The sequence below is a fragment of the Novosphingobium silvae genome (assembly GCF_009856825.1).
Taxonomy (GTDB): domain Bacteria; phylum Pseudomonadota; class Alphaproteobacteria; order Sphingomonadales; family Sphingomonadaceae; genus Novosphingobium; species Novosphingobium silvae.
Map to the genome: position 1 here is coordinate 1 of NZ_WVTD01000036.1, position 15,548 is coordinate 15,548.

11 protein-coding genes and 1 pseudogene are annotated in these 15,548 nt (G+C 61.1%); 1 reads left to right on the forward strand and 11 read right to left on the reverse strand.

The window, feature by feature from the left end; genetic code table 11:
• Nucleotides 1-96: 96 nt before the first annotated feature.
• Nucleotides 97-1,524 carry an ATP-dependent nuclease gene (locus GR702_RS21075; RefSeq protein WP_160987511.1) on the reverse strand — a complete coding sequence of 476 codons (1,428 nt, stop codon included), beginning with the start codon at nt 1,522-1,524 and terminating at the stop codon, nt 97-99.
• A gap of 304 nt (nt 1,525-1,828) precedes the next feature.
• Between GR702_RS21075 and GR702_RS21080 the strand changes: the two genes are divergently transcribed.
• Entirely contained in the window at nt 1,829-3,139 is a 1,311-nt protein-coding gene (locus GR702_RS21080) for a hypothetical protein (RefSeq protein ID WP_160987512.1), read from the forward strand.
• 70 nt (nt 3,140-3,209) lie between these two features.
• Here the strand turns inward: GR702_RS21080 and GR702_RS21085 are convergent, their stop codons facing one another.
• From GR702_RS21085 to GR702_RS21125, 10 genes and pseudogenes are all read right to left on the reverse strand, one after another.
• A complete protein-coding gene (locus GR702_RS21085) occupies nt 3,210-4,655 on the reverse strand; it encodes a competence protein CoiA family protein (RefSeq protein ID WP_160987513.1) in 1,446 nt (481 codons plus the stop codon).
• Nucleotides 4,656-4,715: 60 nt separating this feature from the next.
• Nucleotides 4,716-5,477 (reverse strand): ImmA/IrrE family metallo-endopeptidase, encoded by a 762-nt coding sequence (locus GR702_RS21090; protein ID WP_337192667.1) that lies wholly within the window; start codon nt 5,475-5,477, stop codon nt 4,716-4,718.
• Nucleotides 5,478-5,621: 144 nt separating this feature from the next.
• A pseudogene (locus GR702_RS22730) lies at nt 5,622-5,786 on the reverse strand (helix-turn-helix domain-containing protein); the annotation flags it as partial.
• Between the two features lie 8 nt (nt 5,787-5,794).
• Entirely contained in the window at nt 5,795-6,427 is a 633-nt protein-coding gene (locus GR702_RS21095; protein ID WP_160987515.1) for a hypothetical protein, read from the reverse strand.
• A 455-nt stretch (nt 6,428-6,882) separates the two neighbouring features.
• On the reverse strand, nt 6,883-7,323 hold the full coding sequence (locus tag GR702_RS21100) for a hypothetical protein (protein WP_160987516.1): 441 nt from the start codon (nt 7,321-7,323) through the stop codon (nt 6,883-6,885).
• A gap of 382 nt (nt 7,324-7,705) precedes the next feature.
• A complete protein-coding gene (locus GR702_RS21105; protein ID WP_160987517.1) occupies nt 7,706-8,824 on the reverse strand; it encodes an alkaline phosphatase in 1,119 nt (372 codons plus the stop codon).
• A 5-nt stretch (nt 8,825-8,829) separates the two neighbouring features.
• Nucleotides 8,830-10,233 (reverse strand): sensor histidine kinase, encoded by a 1,404-nt coding sequence (locus GR702_RS21110; RefSeq protein ID WP_160987518.1) that lies wholly within the window; start codon nt 10,231-10,233, stop codon nt 8,830-8,832.
• Complete coding sequence (locus tag GR702_RS21115) at nt 10,230-10,916, reverse strand: response regulator transcription factor (RefSeq protein WP_160987519.1); 687 nt, start codon at nt 10,914-10,916, stop codon at nt 10,230-10,232. Before GR702_RS21115 ends, GR702_RS21110 begins: the two co-directional genes overlap by 4 nt.
• Nucleotides 10,917-10,980: 64 nt before the next feature.
• A complete protein-coding gene (locus tag GR702_RS21120; RefSeq protein WP_160987520.1) occupies nt 10,981-13,905 on the reverse strand; it encodes a TonB-dependent receptor in 2,925 nt (974 codons plus the stop codon).
• 799 nt (nt 13,906-14,704) lie between these two features.
• Nucleotides 14,705-15,376, reverse strand: a complete 672-nt coding sequence (locus GR702_RS21125) for a peroxiredoxin-like family protein (RefSeq protein WP_160987521.1) — start codon at nt 15,374-15,376, stop codon at nt 14,705-14,707.
• Nucleotides 15,377-15,548: the final 172 nt, after the last annotated feature.

The window sequence follows — 15,548 nt, forward strand, 5'->3', positions numbered from 1 at the left end:
CTGACCACGACACGATCAGATCCGCCTGCACATCACCATCACGTCGCATCGCCATCGTCGCTGACCGCCTTCTTTCCGTATCCAGGCTGAATCAGATCACACCGACTTCGTCAACGCGCTGTTAGCCTTGTTGCCTGCCTCGTCGCTGTCGAGCAACACCCCGGCGTCCCACCCCTGACCAATTGCGAAGCCAGCATACATCGGCGTCTTGGAGGCGCCGTGGGCGGGCCAGAGATAGACGCGGTCCGAAAGCCCCTCCTTGCCGGCGGCCTTCAGTAGGCCAGACAGTTTGTGCAGTATCACGGCATCATCGCCCCCCTCGACGATCAAGACCTGCCGGTTGCTGAGAAGGCCGCTTTGATCGCCGGTGAGCCCGAGGCTCTGCTCGATCACCGCCATCGGTTCGCGTTGGGAGCTCACGATACCCTGCGTGACGGCGAGGTGATTGTCCCGGCTCTCGATGATACGGACCCGCTCAGGGTGGGCCAAGTCCACCATCGACGCGAGGTGCGTCGTGTACAGGATCGTGTTGTGCTCAGAGAGCCGCTCAAAGACCGTGAGCAGGTCACGCTGGCCGGTGAAATGCAAATGGACGCCAGGCTCCTCCAACAGGAGGACGCAATCTTTGAACTCGCCGCCGGTCGCATGGGTGAACTTCCAAGCGAAAGATACGTACCAGCGGAAGCCAGTGGAACGTCGGTGCAGTCGGACGGGCATCCCGACCGCCTTGTCCTCGGCGAAGATGTTGAGCGTCGGCCCGTCGATCTCGATGTGGAACTCGACCTCCTTCTGCCGCCATAGGCTGGCGAACTGGCTGGTCAGATACTTGGACGCCGAGCGCTTGTCGAAGGAGCGTATGGTGCGCCCTTCAGACGTGTCCCCCTTCTCTAAGAAATCCCCAAGGTCGATGTTGGCGAGGTCAAGAATGATGAGGATTGTCTGGTCCTCATTGCTCAAACGGTGACGGTGCCCGCCAGCTTGCGCCAAACGCTGCTTCAACTGGTCGAGTTCGATCTGCGCGCCCGACATTTCATAATCGTGTATGTAAACGAACTTGGGTAGGTTCTCCCAGATCCAGTCTTGCGCTGCGTCTTCTTCAAGTGCGTTTGCTGGGAAATCGTGAACCTTGAACTGGGTCTTGTACCCGTAGCTCTTCCAGATGACGACACGAGTCTCTTTGGGTAGCGGGGCGGCCGGGGGCGGAGTCTCTCCTTCCGCAACCTCAGGCTTCATAAGGGCACTGTTTGCGAGGTCTGCTATCTCGTCAGCGGACAGGAGGAACTGAGCCCTGCACACGAGAGTGCCGTTGGCATCCTTCCTCCCCTCCCACTTATCGACCGGCCAGTCCTCATCGAGGTTATACGTCGCGTCGGCGATTATCGGGTTCAGGCAGTATAGCGCCTCGAAGAGGTTGCTCTTGCCCGCTTCGTTCTGACCCACGAACGCGGTTATCTGATTGGCTGGTATCCAGCCCGAATCGATGATGTTTCGAAAATTGGTGACCTGGAACCCCTCGAACTTCATACATCCCTCGCATTTTCATTTGAGAATAAGTGGTGAACATAGTGGGTCCGTCAAGTCATTGCTGGGCTTAGGGCCTCGCAGCATACGCGCATTAGTTCCCGAGTGAGTTAGCGGCCAAGAGCGGTCACCTGAGGGAGTGGCCGCCCCGGCTCTTTTCCAGACATGCCTGTGGTAAATGGCCGGGATAGAAGCCGCGCGTGTCGAGCGCGGGGAGGTAACCAGGCCCACGTTCCCGAACGTGAGGTAAGTGCCAGATCTTCAAATATTCCGGTGACTGCGGCACATTCGCTTGGCAATGATAAGCATGGACGCAGCGAAGCATTTCAAGAATCTTGGGCAGGCCTATCTGGCTGCCGTCGAAGGTGCGATAGGATGCCGGCTGGATGCCGGTTATCACGGCATGACCTTCGCCCTCGCCGACCTTGCTGCCACACTTCGTCGCTTTTATCTGGATTGGGCGCCGGCGGTGGAGGGCCTTTCAACAGGCAAGGTGTTCCTCAACTCCGAAAAGGCGCGGCAAGAATGGATGGATCTCCACAGCGCGGAAGCGATCACGCCGCCGCTGCGGGAGTCCTGTCACGCAACTTCCGGCATCTATCTGGTGGATAGGCTGCGATATCCAGATCGGATACGCTCTCTTCTCATGTTTGCCGATGCGATCCTTTTCTGGGATCCACTTGAAGATGCCTTCAGAGGGGGCGGGCTCGATTCCGGTATAGTCGATTTCGCACTTGCCGAACTGCGCGCCGTCCGTCCCCTTGTTGCCGCAGGACTGGTCGTACCGGCCCAGGTTATCCGTGCAAGAACTGACACCGAGACGGAGAATGGGACAATCCGCTCCGCCTTCGCAGAGAACCTCATGTATCAAGGCGCGCTCGGGCGCGATGCCTTCAAACAGGCAACCCAGAAAGCCGCGGACGGATCCTTCGAGGTTGATGTTTCGTTCGAAATGATGACCGCCAAGGGATATCGAGGCCACGCCGAAAATAAGCTCGCCGCCACTCTTCTGCCTGACGTGGTTGTCCCGCTGATGAACTTCAGCTCACTTTCAACGTATCAGGGTTTTTGTAAAGCGCTGGACGAGCAGCTTCTGGCTCGGCAGGTTGAATTTGTGCATCAAAGTCTGGCGTTCGAGACGGGGTTTCTGATTGATCCGGACAAACTGAACAACGAAAAGCTTCTGGAACTCAGAGAACGCGATGTCATCTTCCAAGCGTTTCGAGAAACCGTGCTGTCGTCTGTCCAGCGCTACGAGGATGAACTGGCCACAGGCCATGGGGCCAAGTTCATCACGAGCTTCAATGCCGAGATGACCAAGGCCTTTGCAGACCTGAAAGATGCGGCGCATGTTTCCAACACATGGAAAGAGTTCGTCGATGAGCGGCGATCTTTGTCGACGAGAATTGTCGCCAAGGTTGCCGAGCATCCTCTGCTTGGAAAGCACTTGTTCGACGAGCTGAGCGAGGTGGCACTGGACGCTGGAGCGACTTCCGTTGGAAATCTACTCGCAGCCGCGACCAAGACGTACAAGCGTTATCGCAATACCAAGATATTAATGGACTTCGCTGCATCCGTGCGTGACGTTCACGAAGACGATGATGTGATCAGCGTCTAAGTCCAATCGCTGCACGACAGCATGCATCCGGGTCGAAGCACGCGCTATGGCGCCAATCCATCGTGCTGCTTCACGAGACCGGGCAGGCGCGGCCAGCCGGCTCGAATGTGCCAGCGCCTTGGCTGGCCCAGGCGGGCAAACGATCAAGATCCGACAGCTCCGCGCGGACGAGGCCATCCAGCACTTCTGCAAACAGCACGGCCATTGCTTCCCAGACCGGGTGGCCGGGTCCGATCTGCGGGGCCGCCATACGGCCCTGTTCTAGGATGCGCTGCAGAGACGGCGTCACGAGAAGCCCTGCCAGCACGGTGCGGGACACAAATGTGCGCACGAGATCTGCGCATGGCCTCAGTTCACCCGCCGTCATCTTGGTATTCAGCATCTGCAGGACGGCATTTGCGCCTTTGAACTTTGTCACATACAGCACCGGGCTTGCCCCTGCTGCGCTGTGCGCGATCGAGCACAGCATCAGGACCAGGTTGGCGATCATGAAGCGCGCGCGGTCTGATCCGAACGGCCAGTTTTCGGCTTCCCACTTGCCCAAACCGGGTACCCGATCCTTCAGCCCAGACCACTGGGTGATGAATACATCGTCGTAGGCGGGATCGTCGGGCGTTCTTTGCTGTGCAGTTCTGCACGCCTTCACCCAGACTTTTCGATTGGCGCGGCACCGCTGCTCCAGAAGCTCGCTGCGCCTGTCTTCAAGGAAGACTGCGCGGCCCTTGCCGGTCTTCAGGTCGTCGAGTTTCACCAGCCGGGGCGGCAGCCAGCCACCATGCCCATCCTCGATATAGCAATTGAGAACGACGGTCCTGTGTTCGTACGAGGCTACCTGTGCGGTGTGATCGAACACGAAAGCATTACCGCGCTGCATTGTCACAACATCGCGGAAACCCAGCGGCATCGGGTTCTCCAGCTCGCTGAAGACCCATATGAGGTGTTCACCTTCGCGTTCGTAGTGGAGGTGCCGGGCCGCGATCTCGGGTGCAAACGGCTTAGAAAGCTGTACTTCGAGCACGAAGCGCCCAAGGGGCCCCATGTCGAGAAAAACGTCGGGCCAGCGTCCGCGCTTGTGTATCTGCGATCGCCGGTAGGTATCGATGGCGGTATCGGTACATCTAGGATCGGCTTTGGCAACCTCTTCAAGCAATTCGCATAGCCGTGCGTGCCGGGATGATTCCTGGCGCCCCTGGTACTGCGCGGCCCGGGCTTTGTCGGGCGTCATGGATGGGCCATGATGCCAGGGGCAGTCCATCAGACTGTCCGGATAGTGCGCGAACATGGGAACGTCTCGGCCGCGGTGCTGCGACCCCCGAATATAGATCGGCCCCCTGCACACACCGCAGCACGCCAAAGGGCGCGCCTTGTTCTGCTGGTGTCGAATATTGATTTCCCGGCGCAAATGCTCCCATTCCGCAGGCTCCATCGCCATCAGTTTCTCGATCGAAACCTCGCCGCGCGGCAGTTCAAAGTCGACCGTTCTGATGGAGCGCTCGGGGTCTCGCGTTCGGCTCATGCTGGAGTTATGCCTTCCCTGCGCCTGCTTTCCCATTAGACCCGAACGGTCCGGACTTTCCTACTTTACCGCGCGCAGCCCCGGCGTTTCGGCGGTTGCAGCGACTTGGACATCGTTCAGATGCACGAGGAACTGGTCGAGTTCGGAAGTTGGCACATGCAACTGCGTTGCAATGCTCTCTCTCGTCAAACGCTCCTGCCACAAAGACGTAAAGACCTGGGGCCAAAGCGAGGATTGCTCTCGCAGCATGCCCGCAGGTTCGTTCTTGCGGTATCCCCGGCGCGCGATCTCGATATTGAGGCTGCGGTTCTGCCACTCGCTGGCCAGACCGAGCTTGTTCACACGGTAGTTCAGCGCAGCCACCGAGACGCCCCAGCGCAGTTTGAGGCGGATGAGATCTTCGACGCAAGTCACGTGCCGAATACGGCTGCGAACATCGTCTGCCGGCATGAGGAATTCCGAAGCGAAGCGATCGGCCTCGCTCTCGGCCTGTTTGCTGTCCTGCGGCGCCCCATGCCGGTGCATGACAAGGTGCCCAAGTTCGTGCGCCGCATCGAAGCGGCTGCGCTCGGCGGACTTGAACGTATTGAGAAATGCGAAGGGTTGATCGCCGCGCCAGCACGAGAAGGCATCGACCGAATTTGTCTCTTCGCTGAGCGAGAACACCCGCACGCCTTTGGCTTCCAGCAGCTTGACCATGTTCGAGATCGGCTGCTGACCAAGGCCCCAGCTGGCACGCACGATTTGTGCTGCTTCCTCCGGTGATGCATTTTCGCTCATGGTCGGTACATCTGCCGCCGGCAGGTTGAACCGTTCCGCCACCCAGTCGTGAAACAGATATGCGATCGCGCCTGCGGAGAGCGCAGCATCACGCTCCCTGGCAGTCATCGAGGACAGGCTGCGAAAGCTTGCCGCATGCCCTGGCAGCTCGTCCAACTCTTCGCCGAAAAAGAACTCCTTTGGAAATCCGAGAGCACGGGCGAGCGCGTCGACAGTCTCCGCCCCCGGCTCGTTGGAGGCATTCTCCAGGCGCGAGATCGTGACCGGCGACGCGCCGATCGCATTGGCGAGCGCGCGGGCCGTAAGCTTGCGCCGCCTGCGGGCAAGGATCAGTCTCTGGGCGTTGAACATGGCATTAGTCAGCCCTTGCGGGAGACGGTAACCTCGTATTCGGCAGGCGGCTCGCCATCGTCGGACAGCGGACCGGGGTTATCCCATTCGCCGTCCTGTACCAGAAGGATACGTTCGTGGAAGCCTGCGTATTGTTCGTCGCTGATGGCCTTGGGGCGGGAAAACTCCGCGCGGACATTCGGGCCCTGGGCCTCAACGAACAGGATCCAGACATTGGCGTTGAGTTCCGCTACCGACTGTTCCTTCTCGATCCGGTGTTCGGGAAACAGTTCGATCTGGCCAAGGTCCACAGCGCGCGCGGATGCTGCGCCCTTGCGGTTTGCCGCCATCGGTTCGAAAATCGGATCGCCGGCCCGCTCGGCGTTCTGGAAGATGATCTTGATGCCGAGCCGGGGATTATAGACGGATTCGATGTTGTCTCGGCGGCTCAGTTCCCACCCCTCCTTGGACAGAAATACGCGCCGAAGCTGAGCAGTCCCCTCCAGCCAAGAAAACAGGCCCGCAGCGCTCGCAGGGTGAAAGGCGACGGCGTTGCGGCGGGCACCGACAGCGCCCCTGACAATGTCGAGAAGATCGGCCGTCGTCATTCCCAGCTGTGCGAGGCGGGGGCCAGCCTCAAATTCTTCCGCGAGCACGCTCATACCACCGCCATGTTAAGATTTACAGCCTCATATGTGTCGATAAACCTTAACATGTCAAGGACGGTGCCTCGCAATCAGCAGCTCGATGCGCCGCTAAGGCGGGCTGGCAACGGAAACCGAGATGACCGCTGGTTCCGCTTGGGCTTGTATACCGCCGAATTTGAGCTGGACACGGTCAGCGGCTTTATCTCAGCGCGTCAACGAACAGTGGTGTTGGTGCTGCAACGGTAATCGCCGTTCCGGTCTACAGGAGTGGATTGGCGGGGATCGGGTGCACCAAAGCTGCTTCAGCTGAGCACAAACCGCAATCAGCGCTGCTCTTTTGCAAGGGGCGCGTTGCCGCCCCCCAATAGGAGGCTCTTGCTGGTCCGTGAATGGCCGCTTTCCTACAACGGTTCATCGGAAGCCGACGGTCGCGAAAGTCCCAATTCCTGTCATCTGACCGAAGGTGCATTTCAAAAACTCAGCGTAAGAACGTTCACTTCCGAGGCATCTGAAAACGAGGCAGCTGCCGAGATTTCAAAGGCAATCGGAAGAACGCTACCGTAGTTGGCCAGTAGCCCGGTGATAAAAATTGCGCCGACGATTCGGATCGAGGAAAACGGCAAAAGTCTAGCCATCATCCTTGTGATGAATTGATGTCCATCCTGGTTGACATGCGCGCGCTTGCAATTTCTTCGGCTTCCTCCCGCGAATGCCGGCTCTATCGTCGAACGCCCTTTCGACAACAAGCCGGATATCAAGGAGAATTCGTAGGGCGCCGATTGACAGTGTCCGCATTTGACCTGAAGCCGTAGGTTGCCATCTTCTTTGGAGCTTTTCGATAAACGGCTGCTAGATTGGGTGCGATGGGAGCTGGCTTCACGGTATCCCTCAAAGTTGAAAGACCCGCGCATGTGTCAACCATCGCACCGAAGCCGTTTGTTCCTGACACGGTCATGAGCGCAGACATCGTGCTGCCCACCCCGTTGCGCCCCTTTGGCCCCACACCAGGTACAGCACTGGAAAGGCGCCTGGAAACTGCTTCAGTCGGACGGTCTCGCGCGAGAAGATGTCGTCCATTCGCCGAAGCAGGTTAGCAGCCAATTCACTCACGTTTCGCTTCAAGCAAGATCTCTTCGCCGACGGGATCCCAGCCATGACGCGCTACGTTGAAAACACTCGCGCCGGCCGCTCGACTACACTGCAATCGCGCCAATGCGCATATAGATGCCCTGCGTCTTAGAAGACACCAGAACAAGAGGCTGCAGCGGACACTGCAGCCTCCTGAACAGCTCTTTACTGGTCGCGCTTCCAACCGAAGGCGGAAAGCATGATGTCGAACAGCCGGGTGTTCGGCATGAAGCCGCGGACCTTATCGGCGCCGGGTCCCGAGGCTGCCACGATCACTTCTTCCCCGGTATGGCCGTCCTGAACGCTGATGACGTCGTTGGTCTCTGTTGTGACGCCGGGCTCACCGGCCGCAGCCTCATATTGCTGGAGCAGTGGCGCGCCACGCTCGCCGCCGCCCATGCGCAGTCCGAAGCTGTGGTCTGCAGTGAACAGGATCAGCGTGTCCTTGCCCGCAATTTCCTGCACGCGGCGGATCATGTCATCCATCTCAACAACGTGGCGCAGGCCCTTCTTGGGATCGCCGCTGGTGTGCATGTCCCATTCGACCATCAGGAAGTACCCTTTTGGGTTCTTGGCGAGCTGGGCGATGGTGGCCTCCACCGCCGGGATCGGGGCAAAGTCGCTGTCGCGCAGCACTGCCGCGCGGGCCGCGTCGCGCACGATCGCCGGATCTTCGCCGAAGCGGTAGCCAGCGCCGGCGAAGGCCTTCTCGGCCGTGGTCTGGCGCGCCGCGAACGAGGCGACGGCATCAGCGCGGCCCTTGCCGATCAGGATGTCCACGCCGTCACCAAGGTGGGGCTTGAGCATCTGCTGGAAGATCGAGTCCTTGTCCTTGCGCGATGCGACGTGGGCATATGTGGCAGCCGGCGTCGCGTCCCAGATCTTCATGTTGGTCATGACGCCGGTTGAGAGCCCGCGCTGTTCGGCATACTCGAGCAGGGTCTTGACCGCAGTGACGCCACCGTTCGGGCTGGTGGGAATGGCAGAGACCATCGAGTTGTTCGTCTTGTGCCCAGTCATGATCGCAGTCATGCCCGCACCCGAGTCCGTGACCCAGCGGTTCGCTGAAGAGGTGTCCGACAGGGCCACGTAGGGCATAGACTGGATGAACAGCGATAGCGGCTTGTCGTGGGCGAGAATGCCGCCTGCGTTTAGTGTGGGGAGGCCGCCTGCATCACCTAGGAAGACGATGACGTTGCGCGCTTCCTGGGCCTGCGCAATGCCGGCGGTGCCGGTCAGCAGTGCGGCGGCCATGACGGCCAGTGCCTTCTTGGGGATGTGCATTCCTGTTACTCCTTGGTGGGATCATGCGTATCTTGGACACACGAGAGAACCAGCCGGGCACGCAGGCCGGGCTGGTTGTCTTCGAGTTCGAGACGACCGCCGTGGAGCGAGGCCACGGCGCTGACGAGGCTGAGGCCAAGCCCGCTGCCCGGCGTGCTGCGCGAACTGTCAAGGCGACCGAACTTGCGGATGGCCTCGGCACGGCGCTCGGCCGGAATGCCTTCGGCCTGGTCTGCCACGCAGACATGGACGTGGGTGCCGATAGCCTCGGCCTCCAGCGCGATCACGCCGCCTTGAGCCCCATACTTCAGTGCATTGTCGATGAGGTTGGCGAGCGCACGGGCGACTAGGGCGCGGTTTCCCTGGACGTGGAGGTCCTGGTGGCAGGCGGCGGTGATGGCGACGCCACCCGCTTCGGCGAGGGGCTGATAGATCTCCCGAAGATCGCGCAGCATGTCGGCGATGTTGAAGCGCTCGAAGGTGCTGCGGCCCACGCCTGCCTCGGCACGACTTATTTCAAGCGCGCTTTCCAGCATGTGCAGGACGATGCCGACCTCCTGTGAGATCGTGTCGAAGCGTTCGCGTTCTGCGGCATCGGGATCGGCTGCGAGCGCCTGTGCGACTTGGATGTGGATGCGGGTCAGCGGCGAGCGCAAGTCGTGCGCCAAGGCATCTGTGAGCGTGCGGTGCTCCTCGACCAGCGCCTCTATGCGGTCGAGGATGGCGTTAAGCGATGTTTTCAGGCGATCTACCGGATCGCCGCTGCCGTCGGTCTCTGCGCGCCGCCCAAGGTCCCCGGCGCCGACTTGCTGGCCGATGCTGCCGATCGCCGCAACCATGCGGTTCATCTCGCGTACGATTACGAAGCTGCCCAAGAGGCCGAGCGGGATGGCGAGCGCGAAGGCCGCGAAAAGCGCCAGCAACAGGGCTCCATGCATGTCGGCGCGGTTATCCAGCAGTCCACCCAGGAGCAAGCGGTGGCCGGAGGGGTAGCGTACCGTCCTGACGAGGAACTCTTCCGGTCGTGGCTCGTCCTCGCGCTTGAGGGTGAAAGGCGTCCAGTTTGACGGCGCGGCAAGGCCGCTGGGCCACCTATCGATATTGCCCGCAATCGTGTGGCCGGCGGGATCGACGAGGAGGATCGCGGTCTTGTCGCGGTGGGCGCGGGCGGCACGGCTCCTGACTTCGCTCTCCAGCTTGGCGATACCGCCCAGCCCATACTGTTTGTCGAGATTGCTTTGGCGAAACTCAAGCGGCCGGGTGAAATCGGCCAAGATGATGCGATCGATCTGGAAGTAGACGTAGAAAAGGACCGGCAGGGTACACGCGAGGCTGAGGACCAGGTGCAGCAGCACGAAGCGTCCGCTCGTCGATCGCCACGGCAGTAGGGATTGCCCGGCGTGCTTCATGAAGGCAATCCGAAGCGATAGCCCGCACCGCGAACCGTGCGCAGAAGGGGAACAAGGCCCGGCCGGTCAATCTCCTTGCGCAGGCTGCTGACGTAGACGTCGATCACGTTGGTGCCGGGATCGAAATCATAGTTCCATACGTGCTGGAGGATCATCGAACGGGTGACCACCTGCCCTTGGTTCCGCATCAGGAACTCCAGCAGCTGGATTGCCCGGGGTTGAAGGAGAAGCGCCTGTCCGGCTCGCTCGACCCTTGAGGAGAGAAGGTCCAGCGTCAGGTCCGCGCACGTTAGGCGAGTGACGACGGTAGGGACTGCCGCGCGGCGGCGGTGCAGGACCTCAAGCCGGGCAAGCAGCTCGGTCATGGCGAAGGGTTTGACCAGATAGTCGTCCGAGCCCGCCCTGAGGCCACGGACCCGCTCATCTGTCGAGCCGATGGCCGAGAGGATGATGACCGGCGTGTCGCAGTCCTGCATTCGCAGGGTCTGAAGCAGGTCGAGCCCGTCGAGTTCAGGGAGCATCCGATCCAGCACGATGGCGCTGAAGCCGCCGTGCTGGGCGAGTTCAAGGCCGAGCCGTCCGTCACGCGCGCAGGAGACGGTATAGCCTTCTTCCTCAAGGCCGGACCGCAGGAACCCGGCTGTGGCCGGGTCGTCTTCCACGACAAGGATGGTTCTGTTCATGCAAGCCTGGCATCTGCGGAGGTAGCGGCGCTCCCCGGGGAAGCGCCACCGCCCGCGCTCATGATCAGAAGTTCAGGCGCACGCCGGCGAGATAGCGGCGGCCGAACGTCTCGTGCTCGATCTGGTGCTGAGTGTCGCCCTGGTATCGGATGCCCGGCTCATCGGTGAGGTTGTTGGCATCGAGATAGAGCTGTACATTCTCGTTGATCGAGTAGCGCATCGAGAAGTCGAGACGCGCTACGTTTGCCCAGTAGGTGTCGCCCAGGATGTCGCCCGAACCGATGGAGTCAAGGTACGCCTTCTGCCACTGGTAGCTGACCCGGGCCGAGAAGCCGTAGCGCTCGTAGTAGCCGGAGAGGTTGTAGATCAGCGGCGAGGCGCCCGGCAGGTCTGTGGTGCGGCCGTCCGGGGTCGTGGCCTTCGAGTCGTTGAGTGTCAGGTTAGCCTGGATTCCGAAACCCTGCGCCCAGTCGGGCAGGCCAGCGGAGCGTGCCAGCCCCTCGAACGGCTGCGAGAACGCGAACTCCAGACCCGCGATATGACCGCCGCCGCCGTTGGCGATGGTAGCGTACCGGTAGTCCGACCGATCGATTCCGTCCGAGTTGAGCGTGTCAGACCCGAAGCTGGTCAGCTCCACATCGTAGAGGATGTCGTCCAGCTTCTTGTAGTACCCACCCACCGAGAGGAAGCCGCGCGAAGGCATGTACCACTCGAAGTAGACATCGACTCCCTTGGCGCGCTCTGGCCGCGCCTCGGGGTTACCGCCCGAAACCACCTGCTCGACGTCGTCGTAGGAGAAGTTGGGTCGCAGCTGGTCGTAGTCCGGACGCGCCGCACCGGTGTTGCCCGAGACCCGCAGCTTCATGTCGCGGTTGATGTCCCAATTCAGGTGGATGCTGGGATACACCGAGGTGAAGTTGCTGGATACATGCGTTGGCGTCCATACGTCATCGATCATCGACAGCGCCGAACCGCTGTTCGTGACCTTTTCTACACGGGCGCCATAGACGATGTTGCCCCAGTCGAAGTAGGTTGTTCCCATGAGGTACCCGGCGACGACCTCTTCGCGGACCCGGTAGTTGTTCTCCTCGCTGGTGTCCTCCTGCACCTGCGCTGCACCCGCGGCGACGTATCTGTCGAACAGCGTCTCGCCAAGGCCACTCGAAAAGTACTTGAAGCCATAGCCGAGCGGCAGCTTGCCCTTGTAAGGCGTGTCGATGCTGATGTCCGCCTGCGTGGGTGCGGTGAGGCCGGCCCCTGCAAGTGTCTCTGGCGTCACCTCGAGTACGGTACGGGTCGAGGTTTTGGTGCGCTTGTCGTACTCGCCGCCGAACTGGATCACCGTTTCGGCGCCGAACAGGTCCATGGTGTGTTCGAGGTCGAGCTTTCCGGTATAGGCGTTCGTCCGGTCGAGCTGGCGATTGCGCGTCATCGACAGGAAGTTCAGCTCGGTAGGCGAGATGTAGGGCCGCGAAGCGCCCGCGCTGTAGGTGCCATCCGCATTGCGGACGGTATCGTAGAGCTGCACCTTTGCGAGGTTCGGGTCGGTGAAGTCATAGACCAGCGTCGGGCGTGAGGTGAAGCTGCTCGGGCTCGCCCAAGAGGAACCGAAGGGCGGCTTGGCGCGGTCGTCGGCGCGGGTGTAGTTCGCCCGCCACCTGATTTTCCATGCGTCCATCTCGTGCTCGCCGGCAAGCGTGTTGGTGAATATGCTCTGACGCGAGGAATTGGAGTTGAGCGTACTTTCGATTTCGGCACCATAGAGCGTGCCTTGCATCGGCGTGTTCCCGGTACGGATGTCCGCGTATCCGGTCGTCGTACCGACGGTGCTGCTGCCCGTCTTCTTGGCGTCCTGATCGAGGTCGAACACCCAGGCGTTGCGCAGTTCGTCGTCGCGGAACTGGCTGTATATCGAGCTCAGGAACACCTTGTTCGCGCTGTCGGGGCGCCATTCCAAGCGGCCCGAGAACGAGGTGTTGCTGCGGGTCAGGCGATAGAGCTTGTTCTGGGTCTTCGAGTTCCAGATGCGGTTTTCCGCGCCTTCTTCTTGATCTTCGGAAGCGATTTCCCAGCTATTCTCGAAGTTGTCGGTGACCATGTCCCGCTCATAGCGGGAAGCTCCGATCAGGATGCCGATGGTGTCGTTGGCGAAGCGATCCGACAGGAAGCCGCTGAAGTTGTACTGCTTGCCCTGCCCAAGGTCGTTGTAGCCGTAGCCGCCATCCAGTGCGCCTTTGAGGCCCGGGTAATCGAACGGGCTGCGGGTGACGATGTTGATGTTGCCGGCAACCGTCTCGCCCGGCATGTCGGCGGTCACGGCCTTGCGGATCACTGTCTGGCTGGCGATGGAGGAGGGAATCGTGTCGAAGCGGGTCTCGCGGCCTGCCGGGCTGATCACGTTGACGCCATCGAAAGCAAGGGTCGTCCAGCTCGCCGGTGAGCCGCGCAGGCTGATGTAGCGCTCCTGGCCCTGGTCGCGACCGACACTGACGCCCGGCAGGCGGCTGACGGCGGCGGCGATGTTCTGGTCGGGGAAGCGGCCGACGCTGTCCGCGGCGATGACGTCGACAAGCGAGGTGGAGGAACGCTTGAGCTGCAGGGCAGCCTCCTCCGACTCGGCGATAGGGCGGCTGCCGCTCACGACGATGTCGCCAGCCTGATCGACACTGATCGGCTGCAGCACGATTCGCACGTCAGTGGCGCCAGCGCCGCCTACGTCAACCGACTGGTGACCGGTTTTGAAGCCGATGTATGAAATGGTGAGTTGCTGCCGGCCGGTCGGCACCCGCTGCAAGGTGAAGCGGCCATCGTTGTCCGTGACCGAAACGATCTCCGACCCCTCGACACGCACCTCCGCGCCGCGGAGAAAATCGCCCGAAGCGTTGACGACCGTGCCCGCGACGCGCCCTTCCGCACGGGCAGAGCTTGTCGATTGGGCCTGAGCCGTCGCGCAGACTACAGTGATGCTCGATGCAGCAACAGCAGTCAATGCTACACGAAGGCAAAGGCCAGACTTGAATGTAATAGAGAATGCCGACATGGAAAATTGCCCCCGCTTTACGACTTGAAGTCGCAAAATAGAAATCTGCTCGTGACGACGGAGATATCGCGCTGGTGCGTGAGCAAAAGTTCCTAAATTGCTAGATCCGAGCTTCGGATCAGTGCAACTCGTTGCAGCGCAACAACATCATCGATCGTCGCGACGGCCACTACGAGGAGGCATTGACGGTTCCGTGACAGCGAGGAAAATTAGGAAAATTTAAGAATTGCCATCAATGCTGAATTTCCGCTGCCTGGTCCCAAGATCCCGCCGCACATGGACATGGATGCTTGGTCGAGACCTGCAGAAACCGTCTGCTGCAGGGCAACGATATCAGGGTGACGAGTGGCCGAGGCAGGTGCTTTGCAGGTCTTCCGCTTCGATCGCCGACATAGGGGAGTCAATTGGATGCGGACGAGGCGAAGTACAGGGGCAGCAGGCGTGCCTCTGATCGTGTCCGAAGGGCCATGCCTGCTGCCCTCTTCGGCACACCTTGGCGCAGTTCAGGCGGGCATTGGGTGCCGTTTTCATCTGCTCAAATGTCCGCGCTGGCGGCGTCACTCCCCGTCGCGGATTCGGGGCTGGCGGAGGCAACATGCCTCAGCCGACCTCTGCGCATCCGCGCGGGTGTTGGCATCAGAAGAACCGCCAGTCCTGTAGCGGTATTCCGATGGCGGATCGCTAGATTGGCTGGGTACCCGCATGGTGATTAGTGTGGTGCCCTGGATCGAGGCCAAGGCTCAAGGTATCAGTGTGACCGATGGGAGCGTAGCAAGACCTTCTCAGGCAGGGCGGCAAGGACGGCTTCGCTCTCGGTGCGCGCCAGCCAGTCGGGGCTGACGTCGAAGAAGCGAACGCGCGCGTCCTCGTCCAACACCAGCACGGCGGGTTTGTCGATCTCGTAGCTCTTTGTGCCCAGCGTGGCGCCGATCCAGCTTTGACCGGGCACGACCCCGGGCTGCTCTTCGGGCAGGAAGGTGATGCTAAGCGCACGAGCGAGGGCATAGCCGGGATCCCCCGCTATCGTGAAGCCAAGCTCGTGGCGCGCGATCAAGTCGCGGTCCACCGGCAACTGCGCGCTCACCCCAACCAGCGACACACCGCGCTCGCGCAAGGTGGGTAGAAGGGTCTCGTTATAGTAGGGTAGTGCGATGTTGCAGGCGGGGCAGCCGCCGAAGCGGAAGAATACCAGCACCGCAGGACCATCGGCGAGGATACCGTCGCGGGTCAGCTCGCGCCCGTCCTGATCGATGAGCGTGAAGGGGGCTATCGTGTCGCCCAGTCGGGGCAGGCCCGCAATGTCGTGCCGTTCGACAAGGACGCGGCGCTGGGCGGCGTTGCGCTCCAGCTGTTCGGGGCTCCAGGTTTGCTCCCGCTCGGCCTGAAGGGCGGCGAAACGCTCAGCCAGAGTCTGGGTCATCTTGGGGGTCCTTGTCCATGCTTGTGCTGGGCATGGCTACGCGGCCACCTTAGCAGCCCGCTGCCGAAGTCGATTTTTCGGGACGGCGCTCAGCCCGGCCCCGCAGACATGATGATCAGCAGCACGCCGGCTTCGGCTGCGACTTGGCCGACGAGGGCGAAGATCAGCGCGT

Bases quoted from the DNA above. Each gene is read 5' to 3' on its own strand.
- GR702_RS21075 (WP_160987511.1), bottom strand. From the start codon at position 1,524: ATGAAGTTCGAGGGGTTCCAGGTCACCAATTTTCGAAACATCATCGAT.
- GR702_RS21080 (WP_160987512.1), top strand. From the start codon at position 1,829: ATGGACGCAGCGAAGCATTTCAAGAATCTTGGGCAGGCCTATCTGGCT.
- GR702_RS21085 (WP_160987513.1), bottom strand. From the start codon at position 4,655: ATGAGCCGAACGCGAGACCCCGAGCGCTCCATCAGAACGGTCGACTTT.
- GR702_RS21095 (WP_160987515.1), bottom strand. From the start codon at position 6,427: ATGAGCGTGCTCGCGGAAGAATTTGAGGCTGGCCCCCGCCTCGCACAG.
- GR702_RS21100 (WP_160987516.1), bottom strand. From the start codon at position 7,323: ATGCGCGGGTCTTTCAACTTTGAGGGATACCGTGAAGCCAGCTCCCAT.
- GR702_RS21105 (WP_160987517.1), bottom strand. From the start codon at position 8,824: ATGCACATCCCCAAGAAGGCACTGGCCGTCATGGCCGCCGCACTGCTG.
- GR702_RS21110 (WP_160987518.1), bottom strand. From the start codon at position 10,233: ATGAAGCACGCCGGGCAATCCCTACTGCCGTGGCGATCGACGAGCGGA.
- GR702_RS21115 (WP_160987519.1), bottom strand. From the start codon at position 10,916: ATGAACAGAACCATCCTTGTCGTGGAAGACGACCCGGCCACAGCCGGG.
- GR702_RS21125 (WP_160987521.1), bottom strand. From the start codon at position 15,376: ATGACCCAGACTCTGGCTGAGCGTTTCGCCGCCCTTCAGGCCGAGCGG.